The sequence below is a fragment of the Cupriavidus sp. D384 genome (assembly GCF_001652915.1).
GTDB lineage: Bacteria > Pseudomonadota > Gammaproteobacteria > Burkholderiales > Burkholderiaceae > Cupriavidus.
In genome coordinates, this window is record NZ_BBQI01000008.1 from 46,199 (window position 1) to 65,688 (window position 19,490).

The window sequence follows — 19,490 nt, forward strand, 5'->3', positions numbered from 1 at the left end:
CTCATCGGAACAAGGTTCCGCAATGCGGAACCACATCTTTTTGATCGACCGGATCGAATGAAGGCGGCACTGCCTTCACCGCGCCACCAAAGAAGGAGACCTCCATGGCTGCAAACGCCGAATTCCACTGGGCCGACCCGCTGCTGCTGGACCAGCAACTGACCGACGACGAGCGCATGATCCGTGACGCCTCCGCGGCCTATTGCCAGGACAAGCTCATGCCGCGCGTGCTGCAGTCGTTCCGCAACGAGAAGACCGACGTGGAGATCTTCCGCGAGATGGGAGAACTGGGCCTGCTGGGTCCGACCATCCCGGAACAATACGGCGGCCCGGGCCTGAACTACGTCAGCTACGGCCTGATCGCGCGCGAAGTGGAACGGGTGGATTCGGGCTATCGCTCGATGATGAGCGTGCAGTCGTCGCTGGTCATGGTGCCCATCTACGAATTCGGCAGCGAAGCCCAGAAGCAGAAGTACCTGCCCAAGCTGGCTACCGGCGAATGGATCGGCTGCTTCGGCCTGACCGAGCCGAACCACGGCTCGGACCCGGGTTCGATGGTCACCCGCGCCAAAAAGGTGGACGGCGGCTACGAGCTGAGCGGCGCCAAGATGTGGATCACGAACTCGCCGATCGCCGATGTCTTCGTGGTCTGGGCCAAGCTGGCCGGCGAAGACGGCAAGGAAGATATCCGTGGCTTCATTCTGGAAAAGGGCTGGAAGGGTCTGACCGCCCCGGCCATCCACGGCAAGGTGGGCCTGCGCACGTCGATCACCGGTGAAATCGTGCTGGACCAGGTCTTTGTCCCCGAAGAGAACATCATGCCGGGCGTGAAGGGCCTCAAGGGTCCGTTCACCTGCCTGAATTCGGCCCGCTACGGCATCGCCTGGGGCGCCCTGGGCGCCGCCGAGTTCTGCTGGCACACCGCCCGCCAGTACACGCTGGACCGCAAGCAGTTCGGCCGCCCGCTGGCGCAGACGCAGCTGGTGCAAAAGAAGCTGGCCGACATGCAGACCGAGATCACGCTGGGCCTGCAAGGCTGCCTGCGCCTGGGCCGCATGAAGGACGAAGGCACCGCCGCGGTGGAAATCACCTCGATCATGAAGCGCAATTCGTGCGGCAAGTCGCTGGACATCGCCCGCGTGGCACGCGACATGCTGGGCGGCAACGGCATTTCGGACGAATTCGGCGTGATCCGCCACGTGGTGAACCTGGAAGTGGTGAACACCTACGAAGGCACGCACGACATCCACGCGCTGATCCTGGGCCGCGCCCAGACCGGCCTGCAGGCATTCTTCTGATCGTCCGCACGTAAAAAAGCCCGGCTGGAAAGCCGGGCTGAAGCACACTACCAAGGAGACGACGGGCACGACCCCGTCGTTTTACGACATCGGTAAAGCAGTATCGAGCCGGGCCGGGGGCCAACCCCCGCGCCCGGCTTTTTCTTACTTGTTCGGTTGCGGCGTCAGACGCAGGTACGGACGCACCGCCTTGTAGCCCTTCGGGAATTTCTGGCGGATCACCTCTTCGTCCTTCAGCGACGGCACGATGACCACGTCATCGCCGTCCTGCCAGTTCCCCGGCGTGGCCACGCTGTGATGATCGGTCAGTTGCAGCGAATCGATAACGCGCAGGATTTCGTTGAAATTTCTACCCGTGCTTGCAGGATAGGTAATGATCAGCCGGACCTTCTTCTTCGGGTCGATCACGAACAGCGAACGCACGGTCAGCGTCTCATTCGCATTCGGATGGATCATGTCGTAAAGCTCCGACACCTTGCGGTCGCTGTCCGCCAGGATCGGAAAATTGACCGAGGTCGACTGGGTATCGTTGATATCCTGGATCCAGCCCTTGTGCGACTCCACGCTGTCCACCGACAGGGCGATGGCCTTCACGTTGCGCCGGCCAAACTCGTCCTTGAGCCTGGCGGTCAGGCCCAGTTCCGTGGTGCAGACCGGGGTGTAGTCAGCCGGGTGCGAGAACAGGACGCCCCACCCTTCGCCGAGCCAGTCATGAAAGCGGATGCGACCCTCGCTCGATTCTTGCTCGAAGTCCGGTGCGATATCGCCAAGACGCAGTGCCATGAGTGCAAGCCTCCAAAGAAACGGAAAATAAACGAAAGTAAGGAAAGGTAAAAACCGGTGAACCAGCTTAGTTGGATTGCCATCCAACCCAAACGAATATAAAGTCACTACAAAATCACTCGAAGTCATAAAGACCGGGGTGATCGGACCATGGTTCCCTTGTGGCGCCCTGCCCGGGGCCGATGGCACGTTGGTGACAGCGATACGGCAAATGTGTCGGCGAGCTTGAAACGATGGGCAGCCGCCACATATGCTAAGTGGACGACAAGAAATGCCACAAGCCCGAGCGGGCAAGGCAAAATGTCACCCACTTGAACCTAACCGCCCGCAACAGGAGAAACTGATGAGCGATGTCAAGACCGTTCTGTCCGACGCCGAAGAACTGCTTAAGCAAGCGGCCTCGACCACCGGCGAAAAAGCCGCCGAACTGCGCGAGCGTGGCATGGGCCTGCTGAAACAGGCCAAGGAAAAGGCGCAGGATCTGCAGGATGCCGTCGTGACCAAGAGCAAGGCGGCCGCCCGTGCCACCGACGACTATGTGCACGACCATCCGTGGCGCGCCGTGGGCGTGGCAGCCGGCGTGGGCCTGCTGATCGGTCTGCTGCTGAACCGCAAGTAAGCCTTACCGCCGTACCGTAGCAATTCGCATTACCAGCCCCGGCTGCGCATCTGCGCCGGGTGCATGCAGTGCCGAAGACGGACTGGCGCGGCCCCATCACGCCGCTGCCGGTCCATCCCTCGCAGATGCCGCCCATGCCGGCGCATCGTTTTTTCGCCGGAGCCGCATGAGCGAATCCCATTCCCCCAAGTTCCTCGAATCCCTTCGCAACCTCGCCGGTTCCGTGGTGTCGATGCTGCAGACGCGCCTCGAACTGGCCAGCGTGGAACTGGCCGAGGAACGCGAGCGGCTGATGAAGGTTGCGCTGCTGGCCCTGTTCGGGCTGGTGTTCTTCAGCATGGCGCTGATGACTTTCACGCTGCTGGTCGCCATCCTGTTCTGGGAAACCTATCGCTGGCAAGCCCTGGGCGCGATCGTGCTGTTCTACGTGATCTGCGCCGCAGCCTGCCTGCTGGTGGCCCGCAACAAGGTCCGCAACGCCCCGCCGCTGTTTGAATCCACGCTGGCGGAGCTCGACAAAGACCGGGAGATGCTGCGCCAATGACCACGCCCGAAGACGATTCGATCGATAGCCGCCCGCGCCACGAGCATCCTCGTCCGGTTCGCTTTACGCGCGAAGTTCGCCTGCCGCTGGCCGTGCGCAAGGAATTGCTGATCACGCGCGCCGCGCTGGAACGCTACGACGCCGTGCAGGCGCTGCGTCAGGTCAAGGGCGGCGCCCGCCGCATGACCAACCTGGGCGCCTGGCTGCCACGCATGACCCGCCCGTCTGGCTGGCTCAAGCTGCTGGGCATCACGCGCGACTATCCGATGCTGAGCACGGCCATCACCCTGGCCCTGCCGCTGCTGCGCAAGACTTCCATCGGCCGCGTGGCCTGGAAGGTGTCGAAGGTGGGCATGCTGGCCGGCGCCGGGTACTGGGCCTACAAGACCTGGCACGGCGCGCAGCCGCAGGCGCATCCGCACGCGGCTTCGGCCGCCCGGGCGGTGGCGGTGCCGGTGCCCGTCGACACCGGGTTCCGAGACCCCCTCGTGCCGTCGCCCCCGGCGTCCCAACCCTGACCGACCCCGGTCAGCCGACCCGCACGCGATTGCGGCCTTCTCGCTTGGCCCGATAACAGGCCAGGTCGGCCGCATCGAGCGCATCCTCGCGCTTGGCCGTGTGTTCGTCCACCCGCACCAGGCCGATGCTGACCCCGATCGAGAATTCATGTTCGTGGCAGCGGTACCGATAGGCCGCGATGGCGCTGCGCAGCCCTTCGGCCACGCGCTCGCCGTCGGTGGCGGCGCAATATTCCAGCAATACCGCAAATTCATCGCCCCCCAGCCGGGCCAGCGTGTCGCTGCGCCGTAGCTGATGGCGCATGATATCGGCGATCTGGCAGATCAGTTCGTCGCCTGCCGCGTGCCCGCAGGTGTCGTTGACAGCCTTGAACTGGTCGAGATCCAAATACATCAGCGTGTGCGTGCAGCCTTCGTGCTGCGCACGCGCCACGGCCGCCCCCAGCCGCCGCTCGAACTCCAGCCGGTTGACCAGGCCGGTCAGCGGATCGTGGCTGGCCTCGTAGGCCAGCTGCGCGGCGTGAGCCCGCTCCAGGCTGACATCGTGCAGGACGACGACGATGCCGATGGCCTGCCCGCCCTTGTCACGAATCAGCGCCACCGACGGCTTGACCGCCAGCGTCGCACCTTGCGTGGCGGGCTCGCGGTGCTCGAGCAGCATCACCATCTGGCCAGGCCAGGTACCGGCCAGTGCGCGCGGTACCAGGTCGGTCACCGGCTCGCGCGCAGCTTCGTCGTGCAGCCGGCAGACCTGTTGGAGGAAACAACCGGCGGCCTCGGCATCGGTCCAGCCGGTCATGGTCTCGGCCACCGGGTTCAGTGACTGGATGCGGCCCCAGACATCGGTGGTGATCACCGCGTCGCCGATGGCCTGCAGCGTGACCTGCGCGCGCTCCTTTTCGGCGAACAGTTGCGCCTCGGACCGCTTGCGGTCGGAAATATCGCTTAGCGACCCCGCCATACGCGTAGCCTTGCCAATGGCGCTGCGCACCATGCGCCCCCTGGCCCTGACCCAGAGATAGCCGCCACTCTTGCGGCGCAGGCGTAGTTCCACGTCGTACGGCACGCCCTGGCGCACATGCACCACCAGGCGCCGGTCGAACTCGGCCACGTCGGCGGGATGCATCAGTGCCAGCAGCGTTTCGCGCGCCTGCGGTAATTCTTGGGGGCCATAGCCCAGCATCTCGGCACAGCGGGGCGAGAAATACAGCTCGCCACGATGGGGATGCCAGTCCCACAGGCCATCGGTGCTGCCGGCCACGGCCAGTTGCAGACGCTCCTCGCTGACCGTCAGGGCGTGCCGAAGCTGACGCTGCCGGCCGATGACCCGGGTGGACATCCACGCGGCGCAGCCCAGCAGGGCCAGCGCCAGCCCAGCCGATCCCCACATCAGCAGCGCGCGCACGCGCCGCGAAGCCTTGCCCAGCGCGGCGGAAAAAGCCTGTTCCATCGGCGTCAGCAATGCATCGACATCGGCGATATCGCGCTGCAGCGGCGTGACGCAGGCCGCGTCGCAGCCGTGCTCGCCCACCCGCTCGCGCAGGCGCCTCGCCATGACGTCGAGCCGTGCGATCTCCACATCGGCTGCGGCCCAGATCGAGATGGCCTCGTCGATCTCCGGCACATGACGGAAATAGCGGAACAGCCGGATCATGCCGGGCACATCGTCGGGGTGATTGCCGCCGGTCAGCAGCCCCTGCACCGCGCGGGCGTGATCGTAGTCGGGCTTTTCGAGTTCGAGGCGCGCCTGATGGTCGCCTTGCGGCACGGCGATGCTGGCCAGATAGGCGTTGTAGTCAGCTTCATCGCGGCTGTCGGCATAGCGCAGCAGATGCAGGACCGCTGCTTTCTGGCCCTTGGTCCAGTGACTCTCGCCGGCAACGAAACTGCGTGCCGCAGACAGCACATCGACACTGGCGATGCAGACCATTGCCAGCGCCAGAACCACCGGGACAAACGGCCAGACGACACGCAGTACGTGCTCATTGGCCGGCAGGCTACCGCCGCCACCAGCTTGCTGCATATGAGACTTCCCGCGCCAGGCCATGGGCCCGGCCATGTCGATGAATGCACCATGGCCGGCCTGGGCGGCCAACCATGTCTGGTTGCATTGTCAATGACGCGTTAATGGGTGTCTCTAACTCAGACTGGTTAATTGACGCCGGGAATATGCATCGGCCAACCGCCTAGCAGAACGACGAGCAATACGCCGTTCAGAAGCGCGAGTCCGGTGAGGATGAAGGCCAGTGTGGGCAGCGTCTTGAGCCAGGATAATCCGGCGGAAGCCGACGTGAAGGCCGCGTCCAGATAGCGCGTGGCCTGCTTGCGCACGACCAGCCAATAGAATGCGCCGCCGGCCGCCATCACGACCACGATCCACGACAGCCACCCCAGCCACGCGAACGGCGCGGGGACATTGTTCACCCTGCCCGGCGCGCGTGGCGATACCGGTGGCAGAGGCTGCAGCGAATCACGCAACGACACGGGCACGGACTCGAAGACGGGCGCGGGAGGATTCTGATCGTCCGGCGCGCTGACCGCCGACATCCCGGCATCCCCGACCTGCATGGCGCGTGAGGCAGTCGGGGCAGCCGGCAGCGTACGCCTGGCCGCCCGGTTGTCGGCCATCGGCTGCGGCTTCTGCATCGTCGCCTCGCGCGTGACGGTTCCCTGCGGCGCCCGGCGCCAGTCAGCGAACAGCAGATCGAGGCATCGCACCGTCGTACACGCATCGCGCCGCTTGCGCCACGCGTCCAGATCGCTCTTGCGCAGCGTGCCGGCATACCGCCTGCGCTGCTGGTCCGCGTAGATGCCCTCGTAGGTTTCGTGCAGCATCGCGTATTCGCAGATCAACTGCGAACCGTGCGCGTGTTGCCCCATAGGATCGGCGCAAGCCGTACCGGCGGGGGCGGAAACGTCACAACGGGGCCGATAGGTGTGCGGACACGAGATATCGGACGCCCATGTCACATCGGCAACCCACAATGCCAGGAGAACGAAGAATGCCAGGTGGCCTGCAATCCGCTGCATGGTGTCTGCGCATCGGCCTTTCGGGAACCGGGAAATTCATTCTATGCAGCGGCGCCGCACGTTGCCTGATCTGTTACGTGCGCTTGCGCATGGACCGGAAACCGGGCAAGCGGCAACGCATAAAACGCGCAGACAAAACAAAAGGGCCTGTGACTTTCGCCACAGGCCCTTCTGGGAATACTGGTGGGTCGTGCGTGACTCGAACACGCGACCAACGGATTAAAAGTCCGCTGCTCTACCGACTGAGCTAACGACCCGGAAAAACTGAATCCGCGATTATAGGGAGCACCCTATGGGGTGTCAAGCTTCGGGCACGCCATGCCCCACTCAGACCATACGCTCCAGACGCCACATCTGGTACCTGAACGCCAGCATCGCACCGGCGATGATGGTGGCGAATACGATGAACGAACCGACGGCCAGCGTCGACACGCCCGACAGCCCCTGTCCGATCGTGCAGCCCAGCGCGGTCACGCCGCCGGCGCCCATCAGGATGCCGCCGGCCATATGGTTGGCCACGTCCTCGGCATTGCCGAAGCCTTCCCAGCGGAACGTGCGCGACAACAGCGCATAGGCCGCCGCGCCCGCGATCACGCCGAACACGCTGACGATGCCGATTGTCAGCACCTTGCTCTTGTCGCTGAACATCATCAGCCAGTCCAGCGTGTATGCGTACGGCGCAACGAAGCTCAGGCTTTCCATGCGGCCGCTGTTGGTGCCGACGAACAGTTCTTCCAGCGTATTCGGGTCTTCCGACACAAAGCCAAGATGGCCCGATACGTACCACATGCCCACGATGATCAGCCCGACGGCCAGGCCGCCCAGCAGGTTGTCGAAGGTGCGGAAACCATTGCCGACCAGCGCCCAGAGCACCAGCGCCGCGCCAATCGCCACGCCCAGCACCAGTTGCAGCATGCCGCGCGCCATGCCGGTGGCCTGCGCCACCAGCGACGGCAGATCCTGCGTCGCCGGCAGCGCCAAGGCCACCGTATCCACCGTATTCACGCGCACCACGCCGAACAGGCCGCGCAGCGTCATGTACGCCGACAAGCCGAGAAACACGAACACCACCAGCGACTTCAGGTTGCCCGCGCCGATGCGCACCAGCGTCTTGCTGCCGCAGCCCGACGCCAGCACCATGCCGAAGCCGAACATCAGCCCGCCCACTGCCGCCGACAGCCAGCCGAGCCTGGCCGACGTATAGATGGTCTTGGTCGGATCGATCAGCCCCGCCCACGCCAGCACGCCAGTGCCGATCATCGCCACGCCAATCGCCATCACCCACATGCGCATGCGGCTCCAGTCGCCGATGTTAACGATGTCGGAGATGGCGCCCATCGTGCAGAAGTGCGTGCGCTGCAGCACAGCGCCAAACAGGAAGGTCAGGACGAAGGTGCTCAGCAGGACGGTGTGCGTAAGCGCGGGGATGTCGATATCGGGCATGTCGGGACCGGGGGTGGCTCGTAGATTTCTGATTTTCTGTGAACGGAGGCGCTCGTTCGCGGCGCCTCTCGTCATGACCAGCCTTGTTGAGGCGCTTGTTCAGGCGCTCAGGCAGCCGGCTGGTAACGCGTGGGATCGGCAACGCCGGCCTGTTCGAAGCCGGTCTTGCGAATGCGGCACGAATCGCAAACCCCGCAGGCGCGGCCATCGTCGTCAGCCTTGTAGCACGATACTGTCAGGCCGTAGTCCACGCCCAGCTTCACGCCGGCGCGGATGATCTCGGCCTTGGTCATGTCGATGATCGGGGCATGCACGCGGAAGCGGTCGCCCTCGACACCGGCCTTGGTTGCCAGGTTTGCCAGCGTTTCATACGCCGAGACGTACTCGGGACGGCAATCGGGGTAGCCGGAGTAGTCCACTGCATTGGCACCGAAAAACAGGTCGCGGCCGCCGATGGCTTCGGCCCAGCCGAGCGCCAGCGACAGCATGATCGTATTGCGCGCCGGCACGTAGGTTACCGGAATGCCGCCGGTGGCACCGTCGACGGGCACATCGAGCGAATCGTCGGTCAGGGCCGAGCCGCCAAAGCGGCGCAGGTCCAGATCGATGATCTCGTGGCGTTTGGCGCCGAGCGCGGCGGCCACCTTCTTCGCGGCATCGAGTTCGGACGAATGGCGCTGGCCGTATCGCATTGACAACGCATAGGTTTCGAAGCCGGCCGCATTGGCCATGGCGAGCACGGTGGCGGAGTCCAGGCCGCCGGAAAGCAGGACGATTGCACGTTTGGTCATGATGGGGTGCGCGCGGAACAAGCGCGCTGTCGGACACGCCGCGAGGGGCGAATCGCGTATTTTAGCGCGCCGGCGCCCCTGGGAGGATCAGCCGGAAGTGATGGTGCCAATGACCGGCCCGACAGCCACGATGCCGCCGTTGTGCCGCCCCGAAAAAGAAAAAACCCGCAATCTGCGGGCTCTCTCCTGGCTTTCGTAACTCAGCCGGTCACTTCAGCGTCTTCAGCCGGTTGCTGGCGGCCTGGGCGCCTTCGGTGCCCGGATACTTCGACACCACCGTCTCCAGCGTCTTCTTGGCCGCTGCCTTCTGGCCCGATTCCATCTGGTTGTTGGCAATGGCGATCATGGCGTCCGGTACCTTCGCATGCGCCGGGAACTGTTGCACCATGTTCTGCAGCACGAAAGTCGAACCCTTGTAGTCACGCTGCGCGTAGAGCGAGTTGCCGAGCCAGAACTGCGCCAGCGGCAGATACGGGCTTTGCGGGTACTTCTTCGCAAACGCCGAGAAGGCGTTGCCCGCGCCCTTGAAATCGCCCGACTGGAACTGCTTCAGCGCGGCGTCGTACTCGGGCTTTTCGGTCGGCTGTGCAAGCCCTTCCTTGCCATCGACGGTCACCTGTTGCGGCTCGAATTTCTTCAGGCGCGCATCCAGGTCCGCGTAATAATCCTTCTGCTGTTTCTGCAGCGTGTCCACCGTGTTTTGCAACACCTCGTTCTGACCGCGCAGCCGGGCGACTTCCTGACGCAGACCTTCCAGCTGGTTCTGCATGTCGAGCTGCTGGCGGCTGTTCTGGTCAATACGCTGCGATGCCGTTGCCTGGAAACCGTTGAACTGGTCCCGCAGTTGCAGCACCGCCTTGCGCGCCTCGTCGTCGTCAAAGACGCCGGCGTGCGCGGAACTGGCTGCGAGCAGGCCACCGGAGAAGGCGGCCAGCCACAGCAGGGTGGAAACGCGAGCTTTCATGAAGGATTATTCCGTGGATCAGTAGACGATGTCGGCGCGACGGTTTTCAGCCCACGAGGCTTCGTCGTGGCCGGTAGCCTTCGGCTTTTCCTTGCCCAGGCTCACAGCTTCCATCTGCGACTCGGGCACGCCCAGCGACGACATCGAGCGACGCACGGCCTCGGCACGCTTCTGGCCCAGGGCCAGGTTGTACTCGCTGGTACCGCGTTCGTCGGTGTTGCCCTGGATCAGGATCTTGCGGCCCTTGTTGGCGCTCAGGTACTGCGCGTGCGTTTGCAGCGTGCCCTGGTATTCCGACTTGACCGAGTAGCTGTCGAAGTCGAAGTACACGCTACGCTTGGCCAGCGGGCTGTTCGGGTCGTTCAGCGGGTCGGCGGCAACCACCGGGGCCACGGCGCGCGGATCGGTCTGGGCACCGCCCTGGTTGGCACCCGACTTCGATGCATCGTCCAGCTTCACGCCGGAAGAGCAGGCGCCCAGGGCCAGCAGAGCAGCCAGGGCAAGCGATTTGGTCATCATTTGGGACATGGCGAGAGACTCCTCTTTTTCTACTGCATGAAAGGACCCCAGGACGGCTCGCGAACCTCGCCGGACTGGAGTGACAGAACCTGTTTCGTTCGGCCGTCCGTGGAGACTGCCGCCAGTACCGAGCGGCCGCCCACGCGGGTGGCATACAGGATGTATTTGCCATTGGCGGCAAAGCTCGGGGCTTCGTCGTTGGACGTATCCGTAAGAGAAGTCACGTCACCGTTGGACAGGTCCTGCAGCTGCAGGCGGAAGCCGCCCGAACGCGAGATGTAGGCCAGGTACTTGCCGTCCGGCGAAATGCGCGGACTGACGTTGTAGTTGCCCTTGAAGGTCACGCGTTGTGCTGCGCCGGATTCCTCGCCAGAGGCCGGCATACGGTAGATCTGCGGCGCACCGCCGCGATCGCTGGTGAAATAGATGCTGCGGCCGTCCGGCGAGAACTGCGGCTCGGTGTCGATCGCGCTGCTGCGCGAGATGCGGCGCAGGCCGGAACCGTCGGCGTTGACCAGATAGACCTGCGTGTTGCCATCGCGCGAGAGCGCCACGGCCAGGCGCTGGCCGTCAGGCGACCACGACGGCGCGCTGTTGTTGCCCTTCTGGTTCGACACCAGCGTGCGCTTGCCCGTTGCCAGGTCGTGCACGTACACCACCGGCTTCTTGGCCTCGAACGAGACATAGGCCACGCGGCGGCCATCGGGCGACCACGACGGCGAGATGATCGGCTCGCTGCTGGACAGCGCCACCTGGGCGTTCTGGCCGTCCGAATCCGAAATCAGCAGCTGGTAGCGGCTGCCCACCTTCGACACGTACGACAGGCGCGTGGCAAATACGCCGCGCTCGCCCAGCAGCTTCTCGTAGATGTAGTCGGCGATCTTGTGCGCGGTCACGCGCAGCTGGCTCTGGCTGACGTTGAACGCCAGGCCACCCAGGCTCTGGCCCTTGACCGTGTCGTACAGGCGGAAACGCACCTCGTACTGGCCATTGCCGGAGGGCGTCACGCTGCCGGCCACGAAGGCGTCGGCGCCCTTGGCCTTCCAGCTGCCCAGGTCCACCTGGGCGGATTCGGCGACGGTGGCACCGGCCGGATCGATATTGCGGAATCGGCCGCTGTTGGTCAGGTCGGAACGGATGACGGCGGTCAGGTTCTGCGCGCCCTGGCCTTCGCCCTGGAAATTGGCAGTTGCCACCGGGAACTGGTTCGAACCCACGCCGGTGATTTCCACGTTCAGTTGCGCGTGCGCCGCGCCGGCCGACATCAGCGCCACCGCCAGCCAGGCCATCAGCGCGTGGCGGCCCTGGTCGCGGGTGATCTTGGTGGTCTGGCGCCGGGACAGCCAGTTAGGGACCCAAAGCTTTCGCATGCTGCTCCTCAGTCGATTTTGGGATTCATCGGTACGGCGGGCACAGCAAGTCAGGCACAGGAACGGCATGCAGCTTGGCGCATGCTCCGTGCGTGTACGTCTTGCACACTGCCGGCCGCGTCAGGCAACCGTTCATGGTAGCGATGGGACTGGCGGCCAACGATGAAGGTTGCATTATGTTGCAAATCATGGCGCTCTCGACCCTTAGCCGGTCAATCCTTGGGGCGGAACGTGATGGTGAATTCAAACGACGGGGCCTTGCCACCCTCGTCAGTTGGCAGCGGGTCCGAACGCTCCACGGCGCGTATCACGGCATTATCCCAGTCGGCGTCGCCGCTGGACTTGGCCAGCCGCTTGGACAGGATCGAGCCGTCCGGGGCCAGGCGGACTGCCACCACGGCCGAAGGGTTGCCGTCCACGGTGCCGTTGAAGATGATGTTCGGCTTCACCTTGCGGCGCACGCGTTCGGAATAGCCCGGCGACGCCTTGCCGCCCGAACCGGCGCCCGAACCTGCGGCATTGCCGATGCCACCGCCGCTCGACGACGCGCTGCCGCCGCCGGCCAGCGCCTGCAGGCGCGCCAGTTCGCTCTTGCGCTGCGCGTTGGCCGCGGCTTCGCGCTTGGCCTTGGCATCGGCATCCGCCTTGGCCTTCGCCTGCTTGTCGGCGTCCGCCTTGGCCTTGGCCTGCTTGTCGGCCTCGGACTTGGCCTTCGCGTCGGCTTCCTTGCGCTGCTGCTCGGCCTTTTCCTTTTCCTTCTCGCGGGCGATCTCGGCGGCCTTTTCCTGCGCTGCCTTGTCAGCCTTGTCCTTGTCAGCCTTCTTCTTCGCGTCTTCCTTGCGCTGCGCATCGAGCTGCTGCTGGCGCTGCTCTTCCTTGCGCTGGGCTTCCTTCTGTTCCTGGTCCTTGCGCTCGCGTTCGCGGCGCGCGGCTTCCTCGCGTGCGGCGGCTTCCTCAGCCTGCTTGCGCTTCTTCTGCTCCAGCGCAATATCGGCCGCTTCCTCGACCTTGCTGCGCACGGCCGGCTGCGGCGGCGTCGGCACCGGCTGCTCCACCGGGCGCGGCGGCGGCGGGGGGGTAACGTCGGGAACCTCCTCCCAAAGCTCGGCCTCGGCGCCCACAGGCGTGCTGCTCTGCCAATGCACGCCGTAGTACAGCACGATGCCAAGCAACAGGTGCATCAGCAGCGCGAGCAGGAACGACCGCATCGTGCCGCGTTCCTTGACCGGCTGATACGGATAGGCGGCGGCCTTCGCGCGCGAAGGCCCTTGCTGCGGATGACGTGACGAGAGGCTGGCCACTTTGAGACGCGATATCGCTTACTTGGACTTGACCATCAGGCCGACGCGCTTCACGCCATCGGCCTTGAGCTCTGACATCACGTCCAGTACGGCTTCATACTTGACCGTCTTGGCGGCAGCAATCACCACTGGCTGGTCCGGATTCTCGTTCTGGCGCTGACGCACGAAATCGGTCAGACCGCGCTTGTCGAGCTTGCGCTCGAACGTTCCGCCCGAACTGTCCTTGCCGCGCGCGGTCAGCTGGCCGTCCTCATGCACGGTGACGATGATCGGCGGCGTTTGCTGCTGCGGCGTGGCGTTGGCCACCGACGGCAGGTCCACCACCGCCGGGCTCACGATAGGTGCCGCGACCATGAAGATGACGAGCAGCACGAGCATCACGTCGATATACGGCACGACGTTGATCTCGGCGCTGGCCCGGCGGCGCGAACCGCCGCGGCGCTGGATGGCTGCCATGGCTGATGCTCCCCTGTCTGTTTAACGCGTCTGGCGTTGCAGGATGTTCAGAAATTCTTCCATGAAGCTTTCAAACCGGATGGCCAGGCGATCAATCTCCGTGGCATAGCGGTTGTAGGCAATCACGGCCGGAATGGCGGCGAACAGGCCGATCGCGGTGGCGACCAGCGCTTCGGCAATGCCGGGGGCGACCGACGCGAGTGTCGCTTGCTGCACATTTGACAGGCCGCGGAACGCGTTCATGATCCCCCATACAGTGCCGAACAGGCCGATGTAAGGGCTGACCGAACCCACCGACGCCAGGAACGGCAGGTGCGATTCCAGCACATCCATCTCGCGCTGGTAAGCGGCGCGCATGGCACGGCGGGCGGCGTCCAGCAGTGCGCCGGCGTCGTTGCTGCGCTCGCGGGCCTTCAGGAACTCGCCCATGCCCGATTCGAAGATCCGTTCCAGCGCGCCAGTGTTATGGCGGTTGTTCACGGCACTGTTATAGAGCGCCTGCAGGTCGCCGCCGGCCCAGAAATCCCGCTCGAAGCCTTCCGTCTGGGTGCGCGCCGAGCGCAACGCCAGATGCTTGCGGAAGATATAGGTCCACGAGAACAGGGACATCACCAGCAGCAGCGCCATGACGGCCTGTGCCAGCAGGCTGGCGTGAAGGACCAGCGAAATGATCGACAGGTCTTGTGTGACGGTCACCGGATTCATCGAGCGTTTTTAATAGTAGCGAGAACAGGAGCAGGAATCGGGGCCGGACGGAACGTGCCTTTATCGACACATCCCACACGGATCTTGCCGCTGGCCAGCAGCAGGTCCCCGCGCCAGGCTTCCTGGGCGAATTGGACCGATGCAGGCCCGACCCGTTCGATATGCGTACGGATTTCCAGCTGGTCATCCAGCCGGGCGGGCGCATTGTATTCCACAGCGGTACTGCGTACGACGAAGACCACGCCAGATGTATCGGCAAGGGCCTGTTGTTCGATGCCGAGCGAGCGCAGCCATTCGGTGCGGGCCCGCTCGAAGAACTTGAGATAGTTGGCGTAGAACACCACGCCGCCTGCGTCCGTGTCTTCCCAGTACACGCGCAGCGGCCACACGAAATTTGGCATGGGCCGCATTGTAACGGAGCGCACTGGTTAACCCGTATGCGACTTTGCAACAGCAAGTTGCGAGCCATGGACCACAAGCCCTTGACGGCGCAGGCGGCGTGCGCTCCGGCCGGGCCGCCGCCGGGTTGCGGCCAGCGACGCGTTCGCATAAACTCTGCCGCAACCATTCCATCTTGCGCGACTGGCGAAGTCAGTGGGTACTACCACGAGGAAGCGCAAGTTCTTTGGGCGTGAAGTAAAAAGCGCCTGCCGCTCGCCTGGGCAGCGAATGGGAAGCAGGGTGCGCCCTGTGCCGGTCCGCCGCATTCGGCAGCCCGGCGCTGGACGCCAGTGCCTTCCCGCGCGCCCTATCCGCGAAGTAATTCCCGCTTTAATACGATAGCGCCGACTTGCAACCGATGTTCCTATCGATATTGCCGTCCGCTTTCCTTTTTACAGACGAGTCACGCCATGTTTGAACGCAGCCGTTTCACGATCGAACAGATCGACCCCGAAGTCTTCGCCGCGATCCAGAAGGAGAATCAGCGCCAGGAAGATCATATCGAGCTGATCGCCTCCGAGAACTACACCTCGCCGGCAGTGATGGCCGCCCAGGGTTCGCAACTGACCAACAAGTACGCCGAAGGCTATCCCGGCAAGCGCTACTACGGCGGCTGCGAGTACGTCGACGTGGTGGAGCAGCTGGCCATCGACCGTGTGAAGCAGCTGTTTGGCGCCGACGCCGCCAACGTGCAGCCGAACTCGGGCTCGCAGGCCAACCAGGGCGTGTTCTTCGCCATGCTCAAGCCGGGCGACACCATCATGGGCATGAGCCTGGCCGAAGGCGGTCACCTGACCCATGGCATGGCGCTGAACATGAGCGGCAAGTGGTTCAACGTCGTCAGCTACGGCCTGAACGCCCAGGAAGACATCGACTACGACGCGCTGGAAAAGAAGGCCCACGAAACCAAGCCGAAGATGATCATCGCCGGCGCCTCGGCTTTCGCGCTGCGCATCGACTTCGAACGCATCGCCAAGGTTGCCAAGGCAGTGGGCGCCTACTTCATGGTGGACATGGCCCACTACGCCGGCCTGATCGCCGCCGGCGTGTACCCGAACCCCGTGCCGCACGCCGACTTCGTGACCACCACCACCCACAAGAGCCTGCGTGGCCCGCGCGGTGGTGTGATCCTGATGAAGGCCGAGCACGAGAAGGCCATCAACTCGGCCATCTTCCCGGGTATCCAGGGTGGTCCGCTGATGCACGTGATCGCCGGCAAGGCCGTGGCGTTCAAGGAAGCGCTGCAGCCGGAATTCAAGGAATACCAGCAGCAAGTGGTGAAGAACGCCGCCGTGCTGGCCGAGACGCTGATCTCGCGCGGCCTGCGCATCGTGTCGGGCAAGACGGAAAGCCACGTGATGCTGGTGGACCTGCGCGCCAAGCAGATCACCGGCAAGGAAGCCGAGAAGATCCTGGGCGACGCGCATATCACGGTGAACAAGAACGCCATCCCGAACGATCCGGAAAAGCCGTTCGTGACCTCGGGCGTCCGCCTGGGCTCGCCGGCCATGACCACGCGCGGCTTCAAGGAAGAGGAAGCCCGCCAGGTGGCCAACCTGATCGCCGACGTGCTGGACAACCCGCACGACGAAGCCAACATCGCCAAGGTTCGCGAGCAGGTGGCAGCGCTGACGCGCCGCTTCCCGGTCTACGGCTGATCGGACGGATGGATGGATCGCCCCGCGCGATCTGAAGCGTATCTATAGTTAGTACGCACCAACGGCGCCGCCCTCCCCTGGTCGGCGGCGCCGGTTGACCCGCCACAACCCCGCAACAGAACTCAAAGATGCAAAATGCGGGCTGGCATATTTCTTCAGGTGGTCAGGCATGAAATGCCCCTTCTGCGGTCATTCCAATACCCAGGTCCTTGACAGTCGCGTCTCCGAGGACGGCGAAGCCGTGCGCCGCCGCCGGCGTTGCGAGGCCTGCGACCGCCGTTTCACCACTTACGAGCGCATCGAACTCTTCTTTCCGGCCATCGTGAAGAAGAACGGCTCGCGCGTGGACTACTCCAGGGCCAAGCTCAAGGATTCGATGCGGCTGGCCCTGCGCAAGCGGCCGGTATCGGCCGAGGCCATCGACGAAGCCATCCTCCGCATCGAGGAAAAGCTGCTGGCGCTGGGCGAGAAGGAAATCCCGAGCAGCCAGGTGGGCGAACTGGTCATGCGCGAATTGCGCAAGCTCGACAAGATCGCCTATATCCGCTTTGCTTCCGTTTATCGAAGCTTCGAAGATGTGTCTGAATTCCGCGACGTACTGGACGAGTTTTCGACCCCTACCCCACGAAAGGGGTAGCCACTTCCCTAAAAAAGCTGTCTAATCTGCACTGACCTCCTTCGGGTAAGGAGGCAGGCGGACGAGCGTGCGTTTAAATCGCATAGAAACAAGCACTGCAACATGGCAGTGCCGCCACGCGGAACCGGGCCCAGCAGAGGTCCGGACGCAACAGAATTCCAGCGCGCCGCGCAAAGAACAAAAAGAACTGTCGTTTTTTTGGACGGGAGTCACAAATGGGTCAATCACGCTGCCGGGAGGCAGCCGGCTTCACCATGCTTGAAGCATTGGTTGCCATTGTCGTGCTCGCCTTTGGCGTGCTTGGCGTGGCCAATCTGCTGATCAAGTCATTCCGATTCGCGCAGCAATCTTCCTATGATGTCGTGGCGCTGCAACTGGCCAATGACATTGCGGACCGCATGCGCGCCAACTACGCGCAGATAAACGCTGGCGCATTCGACAACTTCGACACGCAACTTGGCATTCCGCAGATTTCGGACGCTGCCAATCTGTACATGACCCCCTGCACGGATACCCAGGCAAACTGCGGCGTCATGTCGGCGGCTTTCGATATCGCCGAATGGTCGCGCAGGGTCGCCAGCAGTCTGCCGAACGGTCGCGCAGTCATCTGCCGCGACGCAAATACGTTCACGCCTGGCGCTGGCTACGAGTGGAACTGCAATGCCGTGGCAGGTGCAACAGGATCACTGAAGGACACGCCGCTGGTGGTCAAGATCGGCTGGCTTTCGCGGTTCAACGACGACGGCGACACCGGCACGCCGGACGGCAACAAGGTCAACAATTCGGCGGGAGTCCAGATCGTCGTAGTGGTCATGCCAGGAGTCGCCAATTGATGACACACCAGACTCCCCAACGCCTTCAGATTCGTCGCAGCAAGGGCTTCACCCTGGTCGAACTGATGGTGACGCTCGTAATCAGCCTGCTAGTGCTGATGGCCGGCATCTCGTTCTACATGATGAGCCGAAGCAGCTACGAGACGATCAACGACAACGCCAACCTGGAAGAACGGGGCAACTTCGCGCTGTCCGTGATGATGCGGCTCATGCGCCAGACCGCCTATGTGCCAGCCCTCCCGAACAACGGCGGCATGATGTGGGTGTCAGAACCAATGATTGGCGGGCTGGACAGCTGCTCGAACCCGAACGACAGCGAAACGCTGGCCTGCGGCGCCGGCACCGCCATCAATGCAAGCGACACCGTGCTGATTCGCTACTTCGGCGTTGGCCAGCAAGCCGACGTCACCCTGCCCGATGAATCGGTGGTCGACTGCTCGGGGCAAGGCGTTGCCGGGCCCACAGGCATCGACAATGCCGCTGCGCAGCGGGGCCTGTCGATCCTGTTCGTCGGCACCGGTGCCAATGGCAAGCCATCCTTGATGTGCAAGTACCGCGAACGCACTGCCAGCGGACAGGAAAGTACGACCGTTTTCCACACACAGGAACTGGTTCCCGGCGTCGAGAACATGCAGTTGCTTTACGGGATCAGCACCAATGCCGACGACGTGCCGGACAAGTACGCTACGGCGTCGACCATGAACAGCGACGACTGGCTCAACGTCAAGACCGTCAAGATCGCTTTGATCGTCCGCGCCGATTCCGCCAGCGCGGATGCCGGCACGCCGGCCGCGATCTCGCTGTTCGGCCCGCTCTACACCGGGGACAACGGCACCTACACCCCAACCGTCGACATCAAGTCGGCGCGCAAACTGTACTACGCGACCATCCAGATTCGGAACTATCAGACTTGCGGAGATCCGTCATGCTCTTGACAGCCCAATCACATCGGGTCCGCCGCTCCCAGCATGCCAGCGGTATCGCGCTGATCACCGCAGTGATCATGCTCCTCGTCATCACCCTGCTGGCGCTGGGCGGGGCCCGAATCGCACTTGACACCAAGCGTTCCACCCGCAATCAGCGCGACTTCGAAATTGCCTACCAGGCGGCGGAAGCGGCGCTCTACGACGCCGAGATCGACATCTCGGAAGCAGCCAAGCGTTCGAGCATTTTCGTGCCAACCAGCAACGCCGGCTTTCTCGCAGGCGACTGCAACACGGGCACCACCATGCCTTCGGCGTTCCTTGGCCTGTGTGACACCAGCGACGGCGCTGGCGCCCCGGTCTGGGACACCATCAACTGGACGGCTGCGAACGGCAACAAGACCGTGGAGTACGGCACGTTTACGGGCCGCTCGTTCCCGACCGGCTCAGGACTGACCCCCGCCCGCAAGCCCAGGTATCTCATCGAGATCCTGCGGGACAACGCCAACGGCTCGGTGGCAAGCGACTCCGCCCCGCCGCGCTACAAGTACCGCATCACGGCCATCGGCTTTGGCCCGAACGACACCACGCGCGCGATCGTCCAATCGGTCTTCCGGAAGGCCGACTCCTGATTCCGAACCCTTGTCTGCCCCCCCT

21 protein-coding genes, 1 tRNA gene and 1 riboswitch are annotated in these 19,490 nt (G+C 63.8%); of the genes, 9 read left to right on the top strand and 13 right to left on the bottom strand.

What is annotated here, in order from left to right; all coding sequences use genetic code 11:
* The first annotated feature begins 104 nt into the window (after positions 1-104).
* Positions 105-1,298 (top strand): acyl-CoA dehydrogenase, encoded by a 1,194-nt coding sequence (locus tag A9J21_RS02865; RefSeq protein WP_066731679.1) that lies wholly within the window; start codon positions 105-107, stop codon positions 1,296-1,298.
* 144 nt (positions 1,299-1,442) lie between these two features.
* Here the strand turns inward: A9J21_RS02865 and A9J21_RS02870 are convergent, their stop codons facing one another.
* Positions 1,443-2,081 (bottom strand): peroxiredoxin, encoded by a 639-nt coding sequence (locus A9J21_RS02870; protein WP_066731681.1) that lies wholly within the window; start codon positions 2,079-2,081, stop codon positions 1,443-1,445.
* Positions 2,082-2,352: 271 nt separating this feature from the next.
* On the opposite strand from A9J21_RS02870, the gene A9J21_RS02875 reads away from it, so the two are divergent.
* From A9J21_RS02875 to A9J21_RS02885, 3 genes are all read left to right on the top strand, one after another.
* The gene (locus A9J21_RS02875; protein ID WP_307188098.1) at positions 2,353-2,700 is read left to right on the top strand and encodes a YqjD family protein; all 348 of its coding nucleotides are present in this window, start codon (positions 2,353-2,355) and stop codon (positions 2,698-2,700) included.
* Between the two features lie 166 nt (positions 2,701-2,866).
* The gene (locus A9J21_RS02880) at positions 2,867-3,244 is read left to right on the top strand and encodes a phage holin family protein (RefSeq protein ID WP_066731684.1); all 378 of its coding nucleotides are present in this window, start codon (positions 2,867-2,869) and stop codon (positions 3,242-3,244) included.
* Positions 3,241-3,762 (top strand): DUF3318 domain-containing protein, encoded by a 522-nt coding sequence (locus A9J21_RS02885; protein WP_066731687.1) that lies wholly within the window; start codon positions 3,241-3,243, stop codon positions 3,760-3,762. The genes A9J21_RS02880 and A9J21_RS02885 overlap by 4 nt, the downstream gene beginning before the upstream one ends.
* A 10-nt stretch (positions 3,763-3,772) precedes the next feature.
* Here A9J21_RS02885 and A9J21_RS02890 read toward each other — a convergent pair whose 3' ends face one another.
* The 12 genes from A9J21_RS02890 to ybgC form a co-directional block, all read right to left on the bottom strand.
* Positions 3,773-5,785 (bottom strand): diguanylate cyclase domain-containing protein, encoded by a 2,013-nt coding sequence (locus A9J21_RS02890; RefSeq protein WP_066731861.1) that lies wholly within the window; start codon positions 5,783-5,785, stop codon positions 3,773-3,775.
* A gap of 128 nt (positions 5,786-5,913) precedes the next feature.
* The gene (locus A9J21_RS02895; RefSeq protein WP_156545640.1) at positions 5,914-6,792 is read right to left on the bottom strand and encodes a hypothetical protein; all 879 of its coding nucleotides are present in this window, start codon (positions 6,790-6,792) and stop codon (positions 5,914-5,916) included.
* 181 nt (positions 6,793-6,973) lie between these two features.
* Positions 6,974-7,049: transfer RNA gene (locus A9J21_RS02900), tRNA-Lys, on the bottom strand.
* 70 nt (positions 7,050-7,119) lie between these two features.
* Entirely contained in the window at positions 7,120-8,235 is a 1,116-nt protein-coding gene (locus tag A9J21_RS02905; RefSeq protein WP_066731691.1) for a YeeE/YedE family protein, read from the bottom strand.
* Between the two features lie 107 nt (positions 8,236-8,342).
* Complete coding sequence (queC, locus tag A9J21_RS02910; RefSeq protein ID WP_066731863.1) at positions 8,343-9,026, bottom strand: 7-cyano-7-deazaguanine synthase QueC; 684 nt, start codon at positions 9,024-9,026, stop codon at positions 8,343-8,345.
* Positions 9,027-9,234: 208 nt separating this feature from the next.
* Positions 9,235-9,990: a tol-pal system protein YbgF gene (gene ybgF, locus A9J21_RS02915; RefSeq protein WP_066731694.1), complete on the bottom strand. Its 756-nt coding sequence runs from the start codon at positions 9,988-9,990 to the stop codon at positions 9,235-9,237.
* Between the two features lie 18 nt (positions 9,991-10,008).
* Positions 10,009-10,518, bottom strand: a complete 510-nt coding sequence (gene pal / locus A9J21_RS02920; RefSeq protein ID WP_197497450.1) for a peptidoglycan-associated lipoprotein Pal — start codon at positions 10,516-10,518, stop codon at positions 10,009-10,011.
* A 20-nt stretch (positions 10,519-10,538) separates the two neighbouring features.
* Positions 10,539-11,879 (bottom strand): Tol-Pal system beta propeller repeat protein TolB, encoded by a 1,341-nt coding sequence (gene tolB / locus A9J21_RS02925; protein ID WP_066731696.1) that lies wholly within the window; start codon positions 11,877-11,879, stop codon positions 10,539-10,541.
* 212 nt (positions 11,880-12,091) lie between these two features.
* A complete protein-coding gene (tolA, locus tag A9J21_RS02930) occupies positions 12,092-13,180 on the bottom strand; it encodes a cell envelope integrity protein TolA (RefSeq protein ID WP_066731698.1) in 1,089 nt (362 codons plus the stop codon).
* An 18-nt stretch (positions 13,181-13,198) separates the two neighbouring features.
* On the bottom strand, positions 13,199-13,636 hold the full coding sequence (gene tolR / locus A9J21_RS02935) for a protein TolR (protein ID WP_066731700.1): 438 nt from the start codon (positions 13,634-13,636) through the stop codon (positions 13,199-13,201).
* 21 nt (positions 13,637-13,657) lie between these two features.
* Positions 13,658-14,341, bottom strand: a complete 684-nt coding sequence (gene tolQ, locus A9J21_RS02940; protein WP_066731701.1) for a protein TolQ — start codon at positions 14,339-14,341, stop codon at positions 13,658-13,660.
* Complete coding sequence (gene ybgC / locus A9J21_RS02945; protein WP_066731870.1) at positions 14,338-14,742, bottom strand: tol-pal system-associated acyl-CoA thioesterase; 405 nt, start codon at positions 14,740-14,742, stop codon at positions 14,338-14,340. The genes tolQ and ybgC overlap by 4 nt, the downstream gene beginning before the upstream one ends.
* Positions 14,743-14,909: 167 nt before the next feature.
* Positions 14,910-15,012: riboswitch (ZMP/ZTP riboswitch) on the top strand.
* Positions 15,013-15,192: 180 nt separating this feature from the next.
* Between ybgC and glyA the strand changes: the two genes are divergently transcribed.
* The 5 genes from glyA (at position 15,193) to A9J21_RS02970 (ending at position 19,465) form a co-directional block, all read left to right on the top strand.
* Entirely contained in the window at positions 15,193-16,440 is a 1,248-nt protein-coding gene (gene glyA, locus A9J21_RS02950) for a serine hydroxymethyltransferase (RefSeq protein ID WP_066731703.1), read from the top strand.
* Between the two features lie 169 nt (positions 16,441-16,609).
* The gene (gene nrdR / locus A9J21_RS02955; protein ID WP_029051311.1) at positions 16,610-17,077 is read left to right on the top strand and encodes a transcriptional regulator NrdR; all 468 of its coding nucleotides are present in this window, start codon (positions 16,610-16,612) and stop codon (positions 17,075-17,077) included.
* Positions 17,078-17,292: 215 nt separating this feature from the next.
* Positions 17,293-17,910, top strand: a complete 618-nt coding sequence (gene pilV / locus A9J21_RS02960) for a type IV pilus modification protein PilV (RefSeq protein WP_066731704.1) — start codon at positions 17,293-17,295, stop codon at positions 17,908-17,910.
* Positions 17,910-18,845 (top strand): PilW family protein, encoded by a 936-nt coding sequence (locus A9J21_RS02965; RefSeq protein ID WP_066731706.1) that lies wholly within the window; start codon positions 17,910-17,912, stop codon positions 18,843-18,845. Before pilV ends, A9J21_RS02965 begins: the two co-directional genes overlap by 1 nt.
* The gene (locus tag A9J21_RS02970) at positions 18,836-19,465 is read left to right on the top strand and encodes a PilX N-terminal domain-containing pilus assembly protein (protein WP_066731708.1); all 630 of its coding nucleotides are present in this window, start codon (positions 18,836-18,838) and stop codon (positions 19,463-19,465) included. Before A9J21_RS02965 ends, A9J21_RS02970 begins: the two co-directional genes overlap by 10 nt.
* Positions 19,466-19,490 lie beyond the last annotated feature (25 nt).